The following is a 20,791-nucleotide window of genomic DNA, read 5'->3' as shown; positions in this document are numbered from 1 at the left end:
CAGCCCAAAGCCTAAGGCTCAAGCATACCTTGGTTTGAGCTGTGGGCGTTGGCAGCTATGAGCGCGGGCAATACCCAATCTCTTTTTGCAGCCCTGTGGCGCGGAATCTTGAGCCTTGTGTTTCCGGCACATTGCGCCCTGTGCATGAAACCCCTTGACCCGGGGCACGCCCTCTGTCTCTGCGATATATGCTGGAGCGAATTGCCGCGACTGCGCCAGCCGTTCTGTCCCCGGTGCGGGAGGCCCATCCCCGGCCAGGCGGTGGTTCCTTTTGATACACGCTGCGGTGAGTGCAGGCTTACCCCGCCGCGCTTCGGCATCTGCCGCTCGGCTGGGTTGTACGAGGACGGCCTCATGCAGTGCATCCACCTATTTAAATACGGAGGGAAACGCGAGCTCGCAGGCCCCCTCGGTCTGCTCATGGCTGAGTGTGCCGCGCGGGAATTCTGCGGGATCGCGTTCGACGGCCTCGTGCCCGTGCCGCTCCACCGGGCAAAACTCCGCGCGCGCGGTTTTAACCAAGCGGAGGCGCTGGCCCGCAAGCTGGGCGCCCGCATGGGAGTGCCCGTCGCGCATCGGGCGCTCAACCGGGTTGAGGAGCGCGATTCTCAGATCACGCTCACGAGGGCAGCGCGATTGAGAAATGTCAGGGGCGCGTTCGCGGTCGAACGGGAAAATCTGGTGGAGGGGAGGCATTTCCTCCTCATTGACGATGTGTTCACCACCGGCGCGACGATTGGAGAGTGCGTGCGGGTCCTCCTCAGGGGCGGCGCCCGTGCGGTTGACGTCTGTACGCTGGCGCGGGGGCGGTGACAACGGTCTAAAGTCGAAAGTGCAAGGTTGAATGACTGCGTGGATTCAGTTTTTTCTCTGCATGCTCGTTGCAGCGAATCCAGTCCCATCCGAAGTAGATCCTTCGATTGTGAAACGGATCTGGGCGTTCGACTGGCGGCCGCGCGACTCCGCTGAGGCGGCGAGGGAGGCCCGGGGGTTCCGCCTCGCGGCAGAACCTGTGCGCGGGGGAGCGATCAGGAGGGGTGAGGGCGAGTTCGGGGCTGTCCGGAGGAGCGGCATCAGCTATCACAAGGGGATTGATTTCATTGCGCCCCCCGGGACCGCCGTGAGGGCGGCGGCGGCGGGGGTCATCTGCTATAACGAGATGAACGGCGGCGCTGACTGGGGCTATGGCTACACGGTCATCATCGATCACTTGAATAACTTCTATACACTCCATGCCCACTTGAAGAAAGAGTCGCCGCGCGCCATCGGCGAGTGGGTTGACGCCGGACAGCGGATCGGCACGGTGGGCAGGAGCGGCAACGCGATGCGCGTGCCAAAGGAGTTTCAATACCAGCTCCATTTTGAGATAATACATGCGCCCTCCGGATTGGTGAATCTGGGAGGCCTCAGGATTGCGGCGCTGCTCAGCCCCCAGAGCATTACCGTCCTCAGGGAGATCGGGGAGGCGGTATACGGCGCCTACTGGGGTGGCGTTTTGAATCCGGAGGAGTTCGGGACATTTACATGCGCAGAGTGACGTGTGCGATAGTTATCCTGCTGAGCGGCCTGTCCCTCTCGTCATGTTCGACCGCGTACCGGTATGAATACTATGACTACAAGGGGAAGACCATAGACGAGAAGAATAATGACCGCATGGACAAAATCAATAAGAAATTCCAGGGCAAGATGTCCAGCATGGGTTCCCGGGCGGGGAGCTTGAGCATGTGAAAATCAAATCCCAAATGCCAATTTAAGACAGGATGCAGGATAACACCGGGAGCATAGCGCATAGACAGGTTTCGGATTTTGCAGTTTGTGGTTGGGATTTGTTTTGAAGTTTGGATTTTGCAGTTTGGATTTTTAGCCTAATTTCGGACATCTTGGGTATTATGAAAGATAAAGGATTCCTCAAAAGGCTTCTGCTGGGTCTCGGGTTTGACTGCAAGGATGGCATCTGGCGTGTCACCCGCGGGGACAACTTCCACCTCTTCGGCGGCTCGGAGGACACACACGGGGAGATGCAGGAGAAGGCGATCAAAATAAATGAGGAACTCGAGAAGAGGAAAAAGACCCTCGATACGGTCTCGATGGATGAGTTTGGTGAGATTGCTGAGCGGATCGGCTTGTTTAAAAAGAAGAGGCACTAGCGCCCCATGAAGGAGTTACTCAGGGAGTGGCTCACCTCGATCGGGGAGGACCCCGACCGCGAAGGCCTCCGCAGGACGCCCGAGCGTCTCCGTGAGGCCTGGTCGTTTCTCACGAGCGGCTACAGGGAGGACGTAGGAGCCATCCTGAGCGCTGATATCAGTGCGGACATCTGCGATGAAATGGTGGTGCTCAGGGATATCGAGCTGCTCAGCGTTTGCGAGCACCACTTCCTGCCCTTTTATGGCCGCTGCCATATCGCCTATCTCCCCGACCGGGCGATGGTCGGCCTGGGCAGGATCGCCAGGGTCGTCGATGCGTACTCGCGGCGCTTGCAGATACAGGAGCGCCTCACCACGCAGATCGCGGAGTCTATCCAGCACCACCTGAAACCAAAGGGAGTGGGGGTAGTGATCGAGGCGCACCACCTCTGCATGGTGCTCAAGGGCGTCGAGAAGCAGCACTGCCGCGCCGTAACCTCCGCCATGCTCGGCTGTTTTCGCAGCCGACAGGAGACCCGGATGGAGTTCCTGAACCTCATCGGCTTGAAAGAATACAAATGAACCACTGAAGGCACTGAATTCACTGAAAAAATAGCAATAATTCGGTATATTCACTGTTCTCAATGGCTCGAGGTTTGGAACCACAGATTTCGCGGATGAACGCGGATTATTTCAGCAATTAAAAGTGCGAAGCGGAATGTTCAAGGAGTGACTGTATTCAGTGTTTTCAGTGGTTATCCATCTGTCGACTGTGGTGCGAATAATATGAAACCGAAGTCGGATCAGCAGGTGATAGTATTCATGACGTGCGACAAAAAAGGGGAGGCGGCGGCGATCGCGAAGAGGCTCCTCCGCGCGAGGAGAGCGGCCTGCGTGAGCATTTACCCTCGCGGTGAGTCCTTGTACTGGTGGAAGGGCGTCGTGGAGAGGTCCCGTGAATACCTCCTGATCGCAAAGACTCGCGCCTCGTCGCTCCCCCGTTTGATCAGCGAGGTGAAGGCGATCCATAGCTATGAAGTGCCCGAAATTATCGCCCTGCCCATTGTCGGGGGAAACCGGGATTATCTCAAGTGGCTAGACAAGGAAGTGAGAGTGCGTTAGGTTCTTACATCATAACTTCTTCTCATTTTGCATAGAAGTTTGGGATTTGGGATTTGGGATTTGGTTGCGGCCGTAGGCCGCCCTAGGGAGGGACGATGCGCGATAAAATCGAGAAGGTGCTCAACGAGGAGGTGACGCCGATGCTCGCAATGCACGGTGGGAGCGCGGAGCTCGTCGAGGTTACGGAGGACGGCGTCGTGAGGGTGAGGCTGTCAGGGGCGTGCGCCGGCTGCCCCGGCGCCCGGATGACATTGGCCCATGTGGTGGAGAACGCCATAAAGGCCAAGGTGCCGGAGGTGAAGCGGGTGGAGGCGGTATAGCGGACCGCATGTCCACCGACGAGGTGGAATAGGTGCCTGTATTCGGGGTCGAGCAGGTGGGATGGGTGAGGAGCGTCATGGAAACGAAGGGATCTCTCATTGAGAGAATCAACCGCCTGGCAGAGGGCGGGATCGCGCCTTCGGGGAAGGAGTTCCGTGGTCTCTCCCTCAGCGCGGTGGAGACGATATCCTCGGCGATGGGGGTGAGCAGGAGGGACGTTGAGATCGCGGCGCTTGAGGAGGGGGTTATCCCTTTGAGGTACCAGCGCAATATCGGGAGCCTGGGGATCGAGGGGCAATTGAAGCTGCGCCGTGCCCGGGTGGCGGTTGTAGGCGCAGGCGGGCTTGGGGGGCTCATCATCGAACTCCTGGCGAGGCTGGGCATAGGCACGCTGGTGCTGATCGATGGAGAGACGTTCACCGAGGATAATCTCAACCGGCAAATCCTCTGCGCCGAAGCATGGGTAGGCAGGAGCAAGGTCGAAGCAGCACGGCAGCGCGTGTGCCAGATAAACTCGGCAGTGGAGGTGGAGATACATAATGTGTTTATTCGCAGGGATAACATTGATGCCCTCATCATGGGATGCTGCCTGGTGATTGACGCGCTGGACAGCATACCCGTGCGCCTCATCCTCCAGGAGGCGGCGGGGCGGCTCGGGGTGCCATTTGTCCACGGCGCGGTCGCTGGATTCGTAGGGGAGATAATGACGGTATGCCCGGGAGATGGGGGGCTGGCGGTTTTTTACGAGGGGGGTCAGCATATCCCCCGCGCCGGCATCGAGGTTGAGCTGGGCACGCCCTCAGTAACTCCCGCGGTTACCGCCGCGCTGCAGGCCATGGAGGCGGTCAAGCTGATTACGGGAAGAGGGGAGCTCATCCGGAATAAGCTCCTCTATCTCGATCTCGATGAGAGCAGGATGTCCGAGATAGACCTCGCCCCTTCATGAGTGGCGCAGGGTTATTTACGGGGCCAGTTGAACGCGCTCGGGGATCCACCTGCGTTCAATGGGGGAAAGGCGATTGAGAGTCACACTCCAGACGGTCAGTGAATTAGCGCACCACTTTGGCAGCGGAGAAGTTAAACTGGAATTGACGTGCTCCACCGTGAGCGAGCTGCTGGAATATATCAAGGCGCGATACCAGTTCGATTTTACCGCGCAGAAATACACCATGCTTTTCGTGAACGGCAGAGGATGTATCGATTTAAGTCACACCTTGAAAGACGGGGACCACATTGCCATCGTGCCGATCATGGCCGCCGGATAGATGCTACGGTGCGGCGGTTACAGGGGTGCAGCTACTCTATTCTGAGATCATCACCGCCGCCAGCCTGTAGTAACGTTCGATATACAATTGCGTGGGTTCGGGCAAATCCTCAAATGACGCACCATTTCTATGCCACCTCACCACGTTCCCGATCCCCCAGTTGTACAGGGCGATGATTGTAGTAATTGAAATCGGGATATTATAAGAATCGGGGAGTTGCTGTAGTCGTGCGAAGTACCACACTGCGATCATTTCATTGATACGCGGATTGAATAAATCGTTTGGCATGTAGCGTGTCCCATGTGCCCGGTTGAACTCCACTAAACAGTATTCCGAGATCTGATAAAGGCCATAGCACTTTGTCTGTGGGTTAAAGGCAAAGGGGTCGCCGTTCGATTCGATAGATTGTATAACTTTCATGTTGATTGCGAGGCCTGCGTGAGCCTGCGGAGGAACGTACAGGGCGAGCATGATCATGCTGATCATCTCCAGCCTTAACCGAGCGGCGCTGCTAATATGTTGATATCGTTTCTGCATTTGGAATAGTCTCCTGGTTGCCGACCCGGCAGAAATGCCGGAAAATTGTTCCTCATGATGTGAATGTGTGAATGACTGTTCACTGATTAGCTGCTTGAAACATCGCACATATCTTATGAGAATGCAAATCCGGCAGCGAAATTTTTAACAATTCCACTTCGAACAGGCTTCGAACAAGCTTTATATTTGATTCGTTTTGAATCTGTTGATAAAATGTAAATAAGTTACAACACACGCACGCGAACAATGCGAGAGTCGGAAAAATTGACGCAGGGCCGGGGATCGGTCTGTTGGAAGAGGAGTCCGTACGGCATGAAGAAAAAGATATTGATAGTGGACGATAAGGTAGATTCGTGTGATGTTCTCCGGGATATCCTGACCGATGACGGCTATGACACGTCCGCATCGCTCAGCAGCCGGTCGGCATTGGCCAGGATCAAGAAGAAAAAGCCGGACCTCGTCCTCCTGGACATCAAGATGCCGGGGATGGACGGGATAGAGCTGCTCAAGCGGGTAAAGCAAAGGGATAAAAAGATAGCTGTTGTTATGATAACCGCCCATGCCGACGTTGATACGGCCCGGGAAGCCATGAAATTGGGCGCATTCGATTACATCACCAAACCATACGACATGGATCTGATAAAGGCAGTCGTCAGAGAGGCGTTGTTGAAATCAGCTCCCGGGAAAGCGACAAGAAGGCAGAGATAGATGAGAGAGCTGATCTACGCCCCCGTTGTGCATACGGAAGTTGACATGGGAAGCCTGTCGGAATCTGCGGGAAGAGAGTATATAGCTAAATACGGGAAGAAGAAATGGGAGCTTCATAAGAGGGTAATCAGGGAGATGTGGGATGGCCTGCGCGAGAAGATATTCAGCATGGACTTACCGTATGAGAGGTTGAGGATATATCAGGATGGCCTCCCGATCTGCGGCAAGGAGCTGGAGATAGTGCGGGATATAGCAGGGAAGGGGAGTCCGAACCATAAGATTGTTCTGGATCTGATTGAGAGGGGGGCGAAACTGGAGGGGACGGAAGACCCGGGCCTCCTGATGCAGGAATATAACGGCCTGAAGAAGCTGTACCAGGCCTCAACCGTAAAAGAGAAGCTGAAGGCCATCCAGGATTTTAAGCAAGTTGCCGGGGAGCTGCTGGTCAAGCGTGACAGGTATATGGCCCGGAGGATAGACCGAACCCTGGCTCAGAATGAGGTCGGGCTTCTGTTTATTGGCATGCAGCATGCTGTGAACAAGTACCTGGGCGGAACGAAGATCACGTACCTCATATATAGACTCCCTTTCAAGGAAAGTCTCTCAGGAAGAACTTCAGGGTCACACCCTGAATACTAACTTTTGCCTTTCGACATGGGTTTTGGTAGAATTTATTTATGGCCAGGTCATTGAGAATAGAATATAGCAATGCTTGGTATCACGTTACCTCCCGAGGTAATGAGGGAGTTGTCATTTTTCGTGACGACAACGATCGCAAGCACTTTCTCCAGGTCTTGACGGAAAGCTTGAAGCTATTTAAGGTGCAACTGCATTGCTATGTTTTGATGACCAATCACTTCCATTTTTTATTAAAGACATTGGAAGCGAATCTGAGCCGATTTATGCAGCGATTCAGCACGGCATATACTACCTATTTCAACTTGCGCCATCAGCGGCATGGGCACCTTTACCAGGGACGTTTCAAGGCCATACTGGTGGATGCAGATGAATATTTATTGCAACTGAGCCGGTATATACATCTAAATCCTGTGAGACTCGCGAAATATAAATATTTTCCGCCAGAAGAAAAGGCGAAAGTGTTGAAAAATTATCAATGGAGCAGCTTGTGCGGTTATATTCGCTTAAAATACAGAGATGATTTTATGCAATATGGTGAAGTATTGGGCTATATGGGTGGAGATGATAAGAAAGGGAGGGAGAGATACTGGCAGTTTGTCTGGGAAGGGCTCGAAAAAGAATTGTTGAGTCCCTTAAAGGAAACAAAGGCCAATGCGATATTAGGTTCTGATAATTTTATATCCTGGGCAAATGAGAACTTCGTGGCACATAGAGCACCAAATCCTAGGGATTATACTCATTTGAAGTCGATTAATAGGGCAGTTCCTATCGAGGAAATCGCCGCGGAGGTGGCAAAGGAGTATGGAGTTAGAGCCGATGACATAATTAAGAGTAGGTCTAAGTCCCGAGAGGCGAGGCAGGTACTATTAGAAATTAGCCACAGGTTGAACCTAAGAAAGAAAAACCTTCGCGAGATGGGCATTGAATTGGGTGGGATTAGTGGGGAAGCAATTACAAAAATACATAACCGGATTAAAAATAGGATCAAAATAGACGAAGTGCTGAGCAATCGTATTACGAGAATAATATGGAGTCTCCAAAAGTATCAAAGTTAGTATTCAGGGTGTGACCCCAGGTGGGATTCACGAACTATAGGCTCGTCATGGATCTTCTCGAAATGGGAGCAATGATTGAAGGTACGGAGGATCCATCATTATTGCTTGAGGAATACAACAATCTGAAGCGCCTTTACCAGGCTTCCGGCGTTAAAGAGAGATCGGCGGCTGTGCAGCGCTATAAGGATACAGAGAGGGAGTTACTTATAAAGCGGGATGTGTTCATCAGCGAGCGGATAAAGCATACCCTGTCAGATGGTGAAATTGGCCTCCTTTTTATCGGGATGGAGCATGCGGTACATAATTATTTAGAAGGGCTGAAGATCACCTATCTCATATACGGATTGCTTTTCAAAGAAGGTCTGGAAGATGCGACCCTAAAATGGAGCTTACCCGACCCCAAATGAAGAAGGTGCGGATTTATAAGAGATCAATGTTTAATTGTGGTTTTTGTGGGGGTATCGGTGTCATCAGGGGGAGAAAAAATGTCCGGTGCTATATTTGCAGGGGGAGAGGAGTTGTCATGACAGAAGCGCCGGCGATCAAGTGCGTATATTGCAAAGGGAGCGGGCAATCACCGCCTGGCTCGAATATCACTTGTCTCGTATGCCTCGGCAAAGGGGTGGTGAGTATACAGACTTCAAAAGTGAAGCACTGCAGTGATTGTGGAGGAAGAGGGAGAGCGAGGGGTCGCGTGCTTCCATGCCTGCGATGCAAAGGGAAGGGAGTGGTAAGAGCATGACAGCGCATATTAGAAAATCAGGGATAAATGTTCTCGGTGATATCCCATGGGGTTCGCATTTCTGCCTGTTCCATCAGACTAAAGATGATTTGCTTGAGATGCTCTTACCCTATTTCCAAGCGGGGCTCGAAAGCAACGAGTTTTGCATATGGATTGTATCTGCTCCTCTGAGGATCGAGGAGGCGAAAGCGGGGTTGGCAAAGAGGATTGCCGATTTCGATGGTTATCTTAAAAAAGGGCAGATAGAGATTATCCCAGATAGTGAGTGGTATCTCAGTGAAGGAAGATTCGATCCGAGAAAGGTGCTTGCTGCCTGGACTAGAAAGCATGACAAAGCCCTGGCAAGTGGTTATGATGGGATGAGAGCCACCGGTGATATGGCTTGGGTGGGGGAAAAAGGTTGGAAGGATTTTATCAATTGTGAGCGAGCGATGAGTAACGCCATCGGCGAGCACAAAATGCTTGCTCTGTGCAGCTACGCGCTTGAGAGAAACGACGTAGCGGAAATTATAGATATGGTAAGCAGCCATCGGTTCATTCTTATAAGAAGAGAGGGCAGGTGGGCGCTTGTGGATAACAGCGAGCGCGAGTCGATGGAACAACATCTGCTGCAGGCCGGGAAGCAACAGCAAGCGATACTTAATAACATCCCTGACATTGCGTGGTTAAAAGATAGGGATAGCAGGTTTATCGTGGTAAATGAAGCGTTCGGGAAGGCATGCGGTGTGCGGCCTGAGGACCTGACAGGCAAAACTGACCTGGATATCTGGCCGCGGGAGCTTGCGGATAGATATAGGCGTGATGACAAAGCGGTTATGAGATCTGGTGTCCGTCAGCGTGTCGAGGAGCCGTTGGCGAATGCAGATGGAACTACCACGTGGATTGAGACGATCAAGACGCCCGTCGTTAACGGAGAAGGGAGGATAGTGGGCACCGCCGGTATCGCCCGCGATTTCACCGAAGCAAAACATATGCGTGAAAAGATTGAGCATGCCGCCGCGGAATGGAGAAACACCTTTGACTCTATCTCCGACATGATCTCCATACACGACTTGAGCTATAGAATAACAAGGGTGAACATGGCCTTTGCATCCGCTTTCGGCATGAAACCAGCTGAACTTATCGGGCGAACCTGGTATGAGTTATTTCATGAGACGAAAGGACCTCATTTGAAGTGCCCGGGGGAAGAAGCGGTTGAGCGAGGGGAAGCGGTGAGGACGGAATACTTTGAGCCGAGGCTGGGGCGCTACCTGGAAGTCGTCGCCTCTCCTTTCCGCGACGAAAAAAATGAGATCACAGGTTTTGTCCATATCTCAAAGGATATTACTGAAAAGAAAAAGGTGGAGAAGAAAGCGCTGCAGTCTGAAAAGCTGGCGGCGGTTGGGAAGCTGGCTTCGGGCGTCGCCCATGAGATACGAAATCCGCTCGCAAATATATCCGCGACGGCCCAGTATTGCCTCGGCAAGTATGAGCTGGATAAACCAGTGCGGAAACACATGGATGTCATTGTGAGAAATTCCGAGAGCGCAAATAGCATCATCAAGGATCTGCTGGAGTTCGCAAAGCCGCACTCGACATCGTTTAGAATGTGCTTTGTGAGAGAGGTAATCAAAAATACCTGTGAGCTCATTAAACCGCGGTGCTCGGTGAATCGCGTGCGTGTCCGGAGAAGGTTGGCAAGACGTCTGCCATCGGCGCTCATGGACCCTGAGCGGATAGGACAGGCGCTCATGAATTTCATGATCAACGCGATTGACGCGATGCCGCAGGGGGGAACGCTTATCGTAACGGCTGAGTCGGACCCGGACAGAAAAGAGATTGTCATCACCATCGCCGATACCGGCAAGGGTATTCCGGAGGCTGAACTGCCGAAGATATTCAATCCGTTCTTCTCCACCAAGAGGGAGGGCGTCGGGCTGGGCTTAAGCCTTGCCCACCAGATTATCAGCCAACACAATGGCTCTATAGATGTGCACAGCGAGGTGGGGAAGGGTACCACGGTCACGGTAAGGCTGCCGGTTACCCCCCCCCCCCCCCCCCCCCGCAACAGGTTGCGGCTGAGGCGGATATAGCTCATGGGGAGTTGCCGGAATAATACTCTAGAGGGAGCAGGTTATGATGAATGATCCTGGGAAGCAATGCATCTCTATTGAAGAGTTGATTGACAGCGTGATTATTTTGGACAGGGAGGGGAGGATCAGAGAAATCAACCGCGCGGCCCTGGATCTTCTGGCATATGACAGGAAGGCCTTGTTGAACAGGCCGATGAGAAAGGTGTGCAAGGATTTTTCTCTCGCCGGGATTATGGAAAAAGTCCCGATCAGGGATTGTGAGATGATATATCGGGACAGGCGGAATAATGAAATCCCCGTGAGTGTTAATGTGTCCGCCGCTAAAAAAGGGGAAGAGCTGATATCAGATGTTATTTTGGTTGCCAGGAACATCAGGAAAATAAAGGAACTGATCAGAGAACTCACAGGGTCCAGGGAAGAGCTCGAAAAATCTTACGCGGAGCTGCGTGACAAGAAGGATGAACTTGTAAAATCCGAGAAACTCGCGTTCACAGGCCGCATCTCCGCTAACATTGCCCATGAGATAAGAAACCCTCTCACGAATGTTGCCATGTCTGTGAGAGCGCTTGAGAAGGCCCTTAAACCGGGAGGTGCTGCATCCAGATATATTGAAGTAATTGTGAGAAATACGGAAAGGATTAACTTCCTGATCACGGAGCTGCTCAATTGCGCAAGGCCGTCCAAACTGGACCTTCGCTTGCATGATCCGCATAAGATATTGCATAGCGCGCTGGAATCTGTCAGGCCAAAGATAAAATCGCAGAATATAAAGGTGGTTAAAAAGTTCACCCCGGGTCTGTTAAAGATCAGTGTTGATAGGGAATATATCGAGCGTGTCTTTCTGAATATAATAAAAAATGCTGTTGAGGCCATGCCAAGAAGGGGAATATTGACTATCGCAACCGAATGCAGCGACGAGACTTTCATGATGATGATACAGGATACAGGGAGGGGAATTCCGGAGAACGATATTATCAGGTTGTTTGATCCTTTCTTCAGCACTAAAAAGGAGGGCGTGGGCTTGGGACTGACTGTATGCTATGGGATCATCGTGAGTCACGGCGGGACTATAGAGGTGGAGAGCAAGCCCCGGCAGGGCTCAACGTTTACAATATCCCTGCCGAGGTTCCGGGAAGTTGTACCTGAGTAAATAAAACCTGGTCGTGCCAGCAAAATAAGGAGGGAAATCATGGCGGAAATAAAATGGGACATCAGGAGGGGAGCGGAGATATATAGAACGGTGTATGATGGAAGATTGAAGAATTGGATTTCCACAGGAAAAATAAAAAAGGGGGAGGTGCTTGTCTGGAAGAGCGGCTTCTCCGGCTGGCGGAGGCCCGAAGAACTCGATGAGTTAAGGCCGTTTTTCGAACGGTGGGAGAAAGGCCAGTTGGAGGAGCGGAAAAGGGAAAGAGTAAGACGCATGCCGCCCTCGAAAAAGCAGATAAAAAATATATTGCTCATAGAGGACGAAAAGGATATATGCGCTCTCTTATCTGAATCCCTGGTCAGTAAGGGCTATAATGTAAAAACCGCCCGCACAAGGAGAGAAGGCATTAATTATTTGAAGAAAAACTCCCCGGACCTGGTATTCCTGGATTTGAATCTGCCGGATGGTGATGGAATGTCAGTTCTCTCTCAAATGCGGAAGAGCAATCCTAAGACAATCCCGGCTATTATCTCAGCATATGGAAGCGCAGACAGAAGAGAGGAAGCAAGGCGCAAAGGCGCTTATGTGTTTATTGACAAGCCATTCACCGATAGAGAGATATTTAAAGTCATACGACAGCTTCAAAGGTAGATAAATCCCCCCTGCCCCCCTTTGCGAAAGGGGGGGAGGATGTGGGATGGGATTTCTTCCCCCTTTGGAAAAGGGGGACAGAGGGGGATTTGCCTGCCGACAGGCAGGCGGGCAAATGGTTTGAATTTTGGAATTTGGAATTTATTTGGCATTTGACACCCGCCTCTGGCGGGCAGGTTTGGGACTTGCCTGCCGTAGGCAGGTTTGGGATTTGCCTGCCGACAGGCAGGCAGGGAGGGGGATTTGCCCTTCCCCCATGCAAAAGGGGGGCAGTATATCCGCTCAAGGATTCTGAGGTTGGGGTGATTGCTGATGTCGATCCTGTCAAAATGTGATATAAATCATCGTCTCGGAATTTCAATAAATCGAAATTCCAACAGCCCCTTAGCCTTCGACTTAAGAGGCTGGACCAGATAGGCACACCACCGAGACGACCCAGCCCTTTTGTAAAAAGGGCTGCCCGAAGGGTGATAGCGCGAGCGGAGCGAAGTGCTTATCTGGCTTTGTGGCTATGCCCTATGATTGAACTCATTCGCCAAAAGATTAACGAAGGCAAATATCAAATTACTAAACACTGCCAAAGGCGTTGTGATGGTCGAGGCATTTTACTTAAAGAGATAAAGAAAGTCATCACCGAAGGTGAGATTATCGAAACATATCCAAAGGATTCTCCTTATCCAAGCTGTCTTATTCTAGGCTATGTTCGCAATGGCAGGCCCCTTTATATTCTCTGCGCGGTGGGAGAACTTGTTCATATTATTACTGTCCATTGGCTTGATCCTGGCAAGTGGCTAGATCCTAAAACCAGAAGGGAAAAAATGCCATGAAAGATTCTTTGTGCGCTGTGTGCGGTGGAAAACTGCGGAGGCAAAAAACGTCCATTGATCGCTTGGTAAAGGGGCATCTTTACCTTTTTGAAAATGTATCCGTCCAGGTTTGCGGCCGATGTGGCGAAATCTGGATTCCTGGCAGCATTGCCGAGCGAATGGATCGGGCTATTCAGGGAAAACTTAAGCCCAAGAAGCTTATCCCTGTGCCTGTTTATTAAAATCCCCCCTTCCCCATTTGGAGGCTGTCTCAAAAATGCTCACTGCGTCATTGCGAGCGACCGCAGGGAGCGTGGCAATCTCGCTTTTACGCGGGAAATGCTAGATTGCTTCGTCGTCCCGCTCAGCGGGACTTCTCGCAATGACGGTTTTGAGAGAGCCCCTTTGCGAAAGGGGGGGAATAGAGGGGATTTCTTCCCCCTTTGAAAAAGGGGGATGGAGGGGGATTTGCCTGCCGACAGGCAGGCGGGGAGGGTGATTAAACCATGGAATCCATTTTAATTGTAGACGATAACGCCGATTTGCGCATGACCCTCTCTGATATCCTGAGGGAAGAAGGGTTTGACACGTTCGCTGTTGAAGATGGGAAAGCCGCGATTAAAAAGGTCAAGAAGGTCAGGCCGGACCTGGCCTTGCTGGACATCAAGCTACCCGGGATGGATGGGGTTGAGCTTTTAGAGGAGATGAAGAGGATTGATAAGAATCTTATCATCATAATGCTTACCGCGTTCGGCGAGGTGAAAGACGCGGTGCGAGCAATGAAATTGGGCGCGTTCGATTACATTACGAAGCCGTTCGATAACGAGGAGCTGGTCCTTGTGATCAGGAAAGCGCTCCAGTCGCACTATCTGAGCAGAGAGGTGGAGATACTGAGGAAGAGATTGGGGGAGAAGACCGCCCTGGAGCAGTCAATGGGGAAAAGCAGTGTGATTATGCGCGTGATAAGCCAGGCCAAAATTGTCGCGCCGACCACTATGACCGTTCTGATCCAGGGTGAGAGCGGAACCGGCAAGGAACTGCTCGCGCAGATGATTCATGAGAGCAGCCCGCGGAAGGACAAGCCGTTCGTCGCAGTTGACTGTGGAGCGATCCCTGAGACGCTGGTAGAGAGCGAGCTCTTCGGCCATGAGCGGGGAGCCTTCACGGGCGCGGATGCCCTGAAGGAGGGTAAATTCGAGCAGGCGCAGGGAGGCAGCATCTTTCTGGATGAGGTAGGCAATCTCACCGAAAATGTGCAGGTGAAACTGCTCCGGGCGCTTCAGGAACGCAGGATACAACATCTGGGGGGGAGAAGGGGTGTGGATGTTGATGTGAGGGTGATTGTGGCGACAAACGTCAATTTGACGGAATGGGTAAAACGGGGGAAGTTCCGGCAGGACCTCTTCCACCGCCTCAATGAGTTTTGCATCGCGCTTCCTCCCCTCCGTCAGAGGAAAGACGATATTGTCATGCTCGCCGACCATTTTCTAAAAGAGGCGAATGAGGAGTTCGGAAAAAAGGCGGAAGGTTTTTCTAAAGCGGCGGTTGGATATTTGCTTGAGTATGGTTACCCGGGTAATGTGCGGGAGCTCAGGAACATGGTGAGAAGAGCCGTCCTGATGGCCGGCGGGGGGGTTATTGAACCGGAGTACATGTCCCCTGATGCGCCGGGGGCGCCGCTGGAGGCGGTTAACGATGTGGAAGAAAGCCTGGAATTGAAGGTGGATCTGAACGAGGGCGCCTCCTTTGAGGAAATCAGGGGGAGGGTTGAAAGGAGTCTTATCACAAAGGCAATCGCGCTGGCGGGAGGCAACAAGGTCAAAGCGGCGAAGATGTTGCAGATGAACAGGAAGGCGCTGTACCGGAAAATGAAGAAGCTGGGTATATCTATCAATGGTGAAGGAATAGAATGAGGGTAATGAGGAGAAGCCTGCCGGAAATTCCGAAGGGTATTGCGAAGGGGCATAATGAATAAAAAGAGTCTTGAAAAGGAATTAAGCAGGATCGTGGAGATAAGCAAGACGTACGGAGCGGGGAAAATAGTGCTATTCGGTTCGTGCATTGATAATGTTGTAACGGCGCGCGACATTGATTTGGCGGTGAGTGGAATAAACCCCAGGCATTTTTTTAAGTATTATGGAGAGATTTCGATGGCAGTGGATGATGAAGTCGGCGTATTCATGCCAATGAAAGAAGACTGATGGCGTACGCGAAGGCGGCGGAGGAATGGTTGGCGATATGGCCCGATGTCCAGAGGGAAACGGCCGGCCATTCGCTTATCGAGGCGCATAATATTATCGTTGACAAGGCTGATGGGATATTGCCGTTTCAGGTTGAAGGTTTACCCGATTATGGACAGAATCAGAGATGAATTTCCAAGCGAAGAAGACCTTGATCTTCGCAATTTATCTGAAGAGGAACTCATTGCCTATTGGAATATGTGGCTTGAGCAAGCACAGATAACGAATGACATTGATAAAAACGTAAGGGGTCAGAAGGTGTGAAAAAATCAGCATTAAGGTTGTCATTGCGAGGAGGCCGAGTCCCGCAAAGCGGGAGAAGCAATCTCCTGCTGCGCATAGAGTTGAGATTGCTTCGTCGCTGCGCTCCTCGCAATGACATGTAAAGTATTTTATGCTCCCCGTAATAACTCGGAAACATCGCCGTATCCCAAGTCCTCAAATGTCGCCGCTGGCGTCCTCATTCCAATTCCTGGCTCCTGACTCCTGAATTCTTGCTCCTGAGCAGTTACATCTAAAGTGCCTATAATTTTGCCTACTTGTCCATCCTTGGCCAAACCAAATCGTAATGAACGCTACGGCCCTTGCCGGGTAATTGGCGCAGGACATTTTTATCGAGCATATCTGCGATTTCACGAAAAGCGGTGGAGCGGCTGACCCTGGCAATACTTACGTATTTGCGCGTTGTCAGACCGCCGGCAAAATTGCCGGGCCCGGCATCCAGGATGCGGTTTAGAACTTTTTTCTGACGCTCGTTAAGTTGTGTCTGGGTGTGCTGATTCCAAAAGTCAAATCGTATGAATACGTTGGCGATGATATCTCTGGAATGCTCAATGGATGCCGTGACGCATTTGATAAACCATATAAACCATTTCGTGGCATCGAGACGGCATCTTTGCACATCCTCAAGGATTTTATAATATTCGTCTCTTGAGCGCATAATCTCAGACGAGACACTGTAAAACCTGACTTTTAATTTTTCGTCTTGCGCCAAAGCCATGTCCGTTAAAGCCCTTGCCAAACGGCCATTACCATCTTCGTAAGGGTGAATTGTCACAAAACGCAGATGGGCAGCGGCCGCGCGCAATATGCCATCCATGCGGCCTGGCGACAAATCCCACCATTTTACAAAGAGACGCATTTCTTCATCGAGGTGCTCCCCCGGCAACGCTTCAAAATGCACCCTTTCTTTACCGATGGGGCCGGAAACTATCTGCATAGGCGCATTACCCCGTGGTTCCCCTGCAATTATTTTTTTTAAACCGGAGTAACCCGAAGGAAACAATGCCGCATGCCAGCCATTAAGTCGCTCCAGCGTCAAAGGCTTATCGTGAAAACAAACGGCATCAAGCAAAACATCCACAAGGCCGTCAACATTCCTATCGTGAGTACCAATACCGCGCGGCAAGCCAAGCCTTACAGCCACCGATGAGCGAACTGCGTCCCGATTAAGCTTTTGTCCTTCTATTTCTGCGGTGCGGACGGCTTCTTCAACCAGAATAGCCCCCTGAGCTTCGGTCTCGAGCTTAATATCAAGAGAGGCAATGCGGCCCAATAATTTCCCCTGCAAGACTCGCAGATGGCTCAAGGGCTTGAGCAAGACGGCATCGTCATATTTAAAATCAAACCAATTTCTGCGCTCCCAGATGTATTTCATCTATATCCCTCCAGAAGCGATTAAACAGTCTAATCGCTTCAAATTCTGATACAATTATACAATAACCTGGCTCCATATGAAAAATATATTTTATCGCTTGAAGGAAACAGGTAATGAATCATTTATGGTAGGGGGCCCGGGAGGCGCTGTTGCGGACATACAAATTGCTTCCCTTCCCCATCCCGCACTATCCCATCGAATCTGCAATATCGCAAAAAATAAAGGCTCTCGGCACAAGGGCCGTTATTCAGGCGAGAGACGTATTCGACCTGTATATTTTATGTTCACAGTATGAGCGCGCCGAAGACAGGGATATTAAAATAAACAGAGCCGAACTGGTCAGGGCCTCTGAGAATGTATTTGAAATCGGATTCAGACAATTCAAGGATACCGTCCTCGCCTATCTTTCACCCGAGGACCAAAGCACATATATTACGGGGAGCACAAAATAGGTTACATTGTCATTGCGAGGACGCCGAGTCCCGCTAAGCGGGACGAGGCGGACGTGGCAATCTCAACTCATTGCGGAACAAGAGATTGCTTCGCTCCGCTCGCAATGACAATATTCTGATATCACATACATAAGCCGAAAACTGGATTTTTTCACACCTTCTCAGTCTCGGGGTGTTCATTGTATTGAACCCCTCACCCATACCCTTCACTCCTTAAAAACTTGATATCGTTCAAAAGTCTCGGCAAAGGCCATAACCAATATTCCCCCTCCCCGCCGTGGGAGGGGATGAAGGGGAGGGGGCTCTGCCGTACTTACTCGTTCTTGCTCAACCAGTAAGAGATACGGGTAATTACTTTTCACCCCCACCTGTCCTCCCCCTTCGGAGGGGGAGGAAATTGTTAGTAACGCTGAAATGCCTAACCTTTTGAACGATACCATATATTTACTGTCCCGATTCTGTCCTGTTCCGTCCCAAAAATGTCCCACTCTTTCAGGCCCCCCTCTGTGTCTACAACATTTCTTAATGTCTAATCTGAACGATCTGCATATTCGTAATATACTTGACCCAAGAGCGATATGTTAATTCGGTAATATTCATTCATCAATCTATAGCGTTTGGCATGATTATTGCTATTTCTAATTGGCGGTGAATGAAATGACAGCTCAAGAACATATATTCAGGGAAATGGGGAAGATATTAAGGCGTTGCAGACGCGAGGATATAAGCCCCGAGGAGTGGATCGCAATGGTATGCAGAGGCTTATTACCAGAAGCACACAAAAGAGTGTCAGTGTCTCAAGGAATGCATAGGTGAAACTACCCCACCGGTTCGGTGGGGGTTTTGTTCGCGCTATTGAATCAAGAGTATAAAATCGGGGTTGACCGCTCCTCAGTCCAAAGCGGAATACTAAGTGAAGGGAGGTGAGTCAAATGGCAGTGGAAAAGACGATCGGATCGTCCAGCCTGGTTGAGGTTATCGACCGGATACTGGACAAGGGCATCGTGGTTGATGCCTGGGTGAGAGTGTCGTTGGTGGGTATTGAGCTGCTCGCTGTTGAAGCCAGAATCGTGGCGGCATCAGTCGAGACGTACCTGAAGTATGCCGAAGCAATCGGCCTGACCGCGTCGGCAGCGTAAATCCCCCTCTTTCCCCCTTTAGAAAAGGGGGGCAGGGGGGATTTGAGTGAGTGGCATCGAGGAGTTTGCAGCAAAAATCCAATAAGGGAAGGAGGTGAATTAACATGGCAGTAGAGAAAACGATCGGTTCATCCAGCCTGGTTGAGGTTATCGACCGGATACTGGATAAGGGCATCGTGGTTGATGCCTGGGTGAGAGTGTCGTTGGTGGGTATTGAGCTGCTCGCTGTTGAAGCCAGGGTCGTGGTTGCATCAGTCGAGACGTACCTGAAGTATGCCGAGGCGATCGGCCTTACCGCGTCAGCGGCGTAAGCGGGGAAAAGGGTGCTTGCCGAGGTATCCCCCGCAAGGCGGGGCATATCTCGCCAAGCAATACCCTTCAAGGATGTTCAACCCAATCGAAGTGCAATATGAAAAAAGCAGCCCTATCCAGTGACGTACGAGCGATAATTGATAGTGCGCTCGGCTCTTATGACACCCGCATACGGGAGTTTGAATCCCTTTGCGACACCACGCAGCAGCTTCTCAAGGGTTTTGAGGAATCTTTTCTTGATGTACACAGGGAGCGCGAATATGCCAATGGGGAATTGCGCGAACTTCTCGCCCAGAACGGTTCTCTAAGAAAGAGGGATTTTGACGGGATGATGAATGGCGTGGTGTCAGCGCAGGAGGAACGGGAGAGGGAAGTGCGCGATCTGCTGGATGGTTATTTCGACGAACAGAGAGAGATGGCGAGGATGTTGAGAGAACAGCTTGATGAATTGAGGAGCTCTCTGGGCAGGGGGGAGTCGCGGCGGGTTAAAGAATTCCAGGAGACGATACGGCGGATTCTTGAAAAAACAGAGCGGAGAAAGAACGAGGTTGTGGGCGCGCTGTATGAATTTGAGAAGGAACAGCAGGAACTTCTCGCATCCCTGAGGGGTCTCCTGGCCAAGGGTGATAAACTTCAGGTGAAAGATTTAAAGATGGCGGTTCAGGAAATTCAGCTCCGGTATCAGAAAGAGACTGATCAGATCAGTGATCGGAGTGAGTACGCTTCGGTAGCACAGGGGACTTGTTCCGGAGATGCTTTTGCTGCCTCGGGATTACAATAACTTTGGAATTTTTTCATCGTCCATGCGTCTTTGTTTGGGTTTTTGGGTTTTGGATTTGTTTAGAGTTTCGGGTTTAGGATTTAGGGTTTTAATTAGCGAGCCAAAGCGAGCTAACGTGCATAATGTAATTTACTCTCGGGGGGAGGAGCGGGAGAGAGAAAAATCACCCTCCCGGGGTTTATATAGATAGGTGATTTCTAGACTCGTATCACTCGCGGATGGTTGTTTGCAGGGGGAGAGAGGAAAAGACAAAGTAAGGAGGGAGTTATGGGTATTGCAGATAGCATGAAAAGGTTGGGCGAGGATATCATCGGCTCGTATGATCTGCGGGTAAAGGCGCTCGGTGAGCTGGTGGCTGATACCCAAAAGACCTTAAAAGGCTTCACGCAAGACAGGAAGAGAATGAGCGCGGAACAGGCTAAGTCATTAGCCGATTTCGTCGAGGATCTGTCGAAAAACGTGGAAAGCACGCTTAAAAGATTCCAGAAAGAGCATAAAGAAATGAGTGAGGAGTTATCAGAAAGTTTGACTGACTTCGTAAAAGACCTCACTAAAAATGTTGGCACCATGATGAAAGCAATAGCGAAGGCCCATAAAGAGATGGCTGACAATCTTGAGGAAGGGCTTGAGAAAGGAGAAGCAGATAGAATTAAGGGCTTTAAGGCTATGATGGGGGACATTAGAAAAGGTATCAAGGACATCGAGACCCACGTTAAAAACAAGCTCAAGGAATTCTCTGATGCGCATGCGGATATGAGCGAAGAGCTCAAGAAAGAGTTGGCCAAGTATGTAGCTGGTATTGTCAGTGAAACAAAGAAACTGCTAGGTGGTTTTTCAGATGAAAGAGAGAAAATGGCTGCTAATTGGCAAGACATGGCAGCTACGATGGACAAAAGAAAAGGAGCTAAGCTGGTTAAGGTTGAAGCTGGAGAGAAGGTAACCACAGTTGAAGATGCAGTTAAAAAGCCTGGGAAGAAAGGAGGCAGGAGGAAGGGTAAGAAAGGATAAGAATACTC

General features: G+C 51.1%; 28 protein-coding genes. 26 read left to right on the top strand and 2 right to left on the bottom strand.

Annotation, left to right across the window (positions count from 1 at the left end; genetic code table 11):
* The first annotated feature begins 57 nt into the window (after positions 1-57).
* From NTX71_09510 to NTX71_09470, 9 genes are all read left to right on the top strand, one after another.
* Positions 58-813 (top strand): ComF family protein, encoded by a 756-nt coding sequence (locus NTX71_09510; protein ID MCX6340137.1) that lies wholly within the window; start codon positions 58-60, stop codon positions 811-813.
* A 109-nt stretch (positions 814-922) separates the two neighbouring features.
* Positions 923-1,537, top strand: coding sequence for a M23 family metallopeptidase (locus NTX71_09505; protein MCX6340136.1), 615 nt, complete (start codon positions 923-925; stop codon positions 1,535-1,537).
* A complete protein-coding gene (locus NTX71_09500; GenBank protein ID MCX6340135.1) occupies positions 1,525-1,728 on the top strand; it encodes a hypothetical protein in 204 nt (67 codons plus the stop codon). Before NTX71_09505 ends, NTX71_09500 begins: the two co-directional genes overlap by 13 nt.
* A gap of 161 nt (positions 1,729-1,889) precedes the next feature.
* Positions 1,890-2,147, top strand: a complete 258-nt coding sequence (locus NTX71_09495; protein ID MCX6340134.1) for a hypothetical protein — start codon at positions 1,890-1,892, stop codon at positions 2,145-2,147.
* Between the two features lie 6 nt (positions 2,148-2,153).
* Positions 2,154-2,708 (top strand): GTP cyclohydrolase I FolE, encoded by a 555-nt coding sequence (folE, locus tag NTX71_09490; protein MCX6340133.1) that lies wholly within the window; start codon positions 2,154-2,156, stop codon positions 2,706-2,708.
* Positions 2,709-2,912: 204 nt separating this feature from the next.
* Positions 2,913-3,248: a divalent-cation tolerance protein CutA gene (locus NTX71_09485; GenBank protein ID MCX6340132.1), complete on the top strand. Its 336-nt coding sequence runs from the start codon at positions 2,913-2,915 to the stop codon at positions 3,246-3,248.
* A gap of 95 nt (positions 3,249-3,343) precedes the next feature.
* On the top strand, positions 3,344-3,568 hold the full coding sequence (locus NTX71_09480) for a NifU family protein (GenBank protein MCX6340131.1): 225 nt from the start codon (positions 3,344-3,346) through the stop codon (positions 3,566-3,568).
* 32 nt (positions 3,569-3,600) lie between these two features.
* On the top strand, positions 3,601-4,515 hold the full coding sequence (locus NTX71_09475; protein MCX6340130.1) for a HesA/MoeB/ThiF family protein: 915 nt from the start codon (positions 3,601-3,603) through the stop codon (positions 4,513-4,515).
* 73 nt (positions 4,516-4,588) lie between these two features.
* Positions 4,589-4,834: a MoaD/ThiS family protein gene (locus tag NTX71_09470; GenBank protein ID MCX6340129.1), complete on the top strand. Its 246-nt coding sequence runs from the start codon at positions 4,589-4,591 to the stop codon at positions 4,832-4,834.
* 36 nt (positions 4,835-4,870) lie between these two features.
* On the opposite strand, the gene NTX71_09465 is transcribed toward NTX71_09470, so the two are convergent.
* Positions 4,871-5,371: a lytic transglycosylase domain-containing protein gene (locus tag NTX71_09465; protein ID MCX6340128.1), complete on the bottom strand. Its 501-nt coding sequence runs from the start codon at positions 5,369-5,371 to the stop codon at positions 4,871-4,873.
* Positions 5,372-5,683: 312 nt separating this feature from the next.
* On the opposite strand from NTX71_09465, the gene NTX71_09460 reads away from it, so the two are divergent.
* The 12 genes from NTX71_09460 (at position 5,684) to NTX71_09405 (ending at position 15,698) form a co-directional block, all read left to right on the top strand.
* The gene (locus NTX71_09460) at positions 5,684-6,079 is read left to right on the top strand and encodes a response regulator (protein MCX6340127.1); all 396 of its coding nucleotides are present in this window, start codon (positions 5,684-5,686) and stop codon (positions 6,077-6,079) included.
* Complete coding sequence (locus NTX71_09455) at positions 6,080-6,718, top strand: hypothetical protein (GenBank protein MCX6340126.1); 639 nt, start codon at positions 6,080-6,082, stop codon at positions 6,716-6,718.
* A gap of 38 nt (positions 6,719-6,756) precedes the next feature.
* The gene (locus NTX71_09450; GenBank protein MCX6340125.1) at positions 6,757-7,773 is read left to right on the top strand and encodes a transposase; all 1,017 of its coding nucleotides are present in this window, start codon (positions 6,757-6,759) and stop codon (positions 7,771-7,773) included.
* Between the two features lie 47 nt (positions 7,774-7,820).
* The gene (locus tag NTX71_09445) at positions 7,821-8,180 is read left to right on the top strand and encodes a hypothetical protein (protein ID MCX6340124.1); all 360 of its coding nucleotides are present in this window, start codon (positions 7,821-7,823) and stop codon (positions 8,178-8,180) included.
* A gap of 331 nt (positions 8,181-8,511) precedes the next feature.
* Positions 8,512-10,587, top strand: coding sequence for an MEDS domain-containing protein (locus NTX71_09440; GenBank protein MCX6340123.1), 2,076 nt, complete (start codon positions 8,512-8,514; stop codon positions 10,585-10,587).
* A 43-nt stretch (positions 10,588-10,630) separates the two neighbouring features.
* Positions 10,631-11,737, top strand: coding sequence for an ATP-binding protein (locus NTX71_09435; protein ID MCX6340122.1), 1,107 nt, complete (start codon positions 10,631-10,633; stop codon positions 11,735-11,737).
* A 39-nt stretch (positions 11,738-11,776) separates the two neighbouring features.
* Positions 11,777-12,388: a response regulator gene (locus NTX71_09430; GenBank protein ID MCX6340121.1), complete on the top strand. Its 612-nt coding sequence runs from the start codon at positions 11,777-11,779 to the stop codon at positions 12,386-12,388.
* A 518-nt stretch (positions 12,389-12,906) separates the two neighbouring features.
* Entirely contained in the window at positions 12,907-13,215 is a 309-nt protein-coding gene (locus tag NTX71_09425; protein MCX6340120.1) for a DUF4258 domain-containing protein, read from the top strand.
* Positions 13,216-13,700: 485 nt separating this feature from the next.
* Positions 13,701-15,107 (top strand): sigma-54 dependent transcriptional regulator, encoded by a 1,407-nt coding sequence (locus NTX71_09420; GenBank protein ID MCX6340119.1) that lies wholly within the window; start codon positions 13,701-13,703, stop codon positions 15,105-15,107.
* Positions 15,108-15,161: 54 nt separating this feature from the next.
* Positions 15,162-15,395 carry a hypothetical protein gene (locus NTX71_09415; protein MCX6340118.1) on the top strand — a complete coding sequence of 78 codons (234 nt, stop codon included), beginning with the start codon at positions 15,162-15,164 and terminating at the stop codon, positions 15,393-15,395.
* Positions 15,395-15,565 carry a hypothetical protein gene (locus tag NTX71_09410; GenBank protein ID MCX6340117.1) on the top strand — a complete coding sequence of 57 codons (171 nt, stop codon included), beginning with the start codon at positions 15,395-15,397 and terminating at the stop codon, positions 15,563-15,565. The genes NTX71_09415 and NTX71_09410 overlap by 1 nt, the downstream gene beginning before the upstream one ends.
* Entirely contained in the window at positions 15,546-15,698 is a 153-nt protein-coding gene (locus NTX71_09405) for a hypothetical protein (GenBank protein ID MCX6340116.1), read from the top strand. Before NTX71_09410 ends, NTX71_09405 begins: the two co-directional genes overlap by 20 nt.
* A gap of 271 nt (positions 15,699-15,969) precedes the next feature.
* Here the strand turns inward: NTX71_09405 and NTX71_09400 are convergent, their stop codons facing one another.
* Positions 15,970-17,091 (bottom strand): DUF4172 domain-containing protein, encoded by a 1,122-nt coding sequence (locus tag NTX71_09400; protein MCX6340115.1) that lies wholly within the window; start codon positions 17,089-17,091, stop codon positions 15,970-15,972.
* Between the two features lie 149 nt (positions 17,092-17,240).
* On the opposite strand from NTX71_09400, the gene NTX71_09395 reads away from it, so the two are divergent.
* The 5 genes from NTX71_09395 to NTX71_09375 all read left to right on the top strand — a co-directional run bounded on the left by NTX71_09395 (position 17,241) and on the right by NTX71_09375 (position 20,783).
* The gene (locus NTX71_09395) at positions 17,241-17,543 is read left to right on the top strand and encodes a hypothetical protein (protein MCX6340114.1); all 303 of its coding nucleotides are present in this window, start codon (positions 17,241-17,243) and stop codon (positions 17,541-17,543) included.
* 932 nt (positions 17,544-18,475) lie between these two features.
* The gene (gene gvpA / locus NTX71_09390; GenBank protein ID MCX6340113.1) at positions 18,476-18,682 is read left to right on the top strand and encodes a gas vesicle structural protein GvpA; all 207 of its coding nucleotides are present in this window, start codon (positions 18,476-18,478) and stop codon (positions 18,680-18,682) included.
* 104 nt (positions 18,683-18,786) lie between these two features.
* Positions 18,787-18,993 carry a gas vesicle structural protein GvpA gene (gene gvpA, locus NTX71_09385; GenBank protein MCX6340112.1) on the top strand — a complete coding sequence of 69 codons (207 nt, stop codon included), beginning with the start codon at positions 18,787-18,789 and terminating at the stop codon, positions 18,991-18,993.
* Between the two features lie 98 nt (positions 18,994-19,091).
* Positions 19,092-19,775, top strand: coding sequence for a hypothetical protein (locus tag NTX71_09380; GenBank protein MCX6340111.1), 684 nt, complete (start codon positions 19,092-19,094; stop codon positions 19,773-19,775).
* Between the two features lie 267 nt (positions 19,776-20,042).
* On the top strand, positions 20,043-20,783 hold the full coding sequence (locus NTX71_09375; GenBank protein MCX6340110.1) for a DUF3627 domain-containing protein: 741 nt from the start codon (positions 20,043-20,045) through the stop codon (positions 20,781-20,783).
* Positions 20,784-20,791 lie beyond the last annotated feature (8 nt).

It is taken from the genome of Candidatus Auribacterota bacterium (genome assembly GCA_026392035.1).
Taxonomy (GTDB): Bacteria; Auribacterota; Tritonobacteria; order UBA1439; family UBA1439; genus JAPLCX01.
This window is presented reverse-complemented; position numbering and strand designations above follow the sequence as displayed.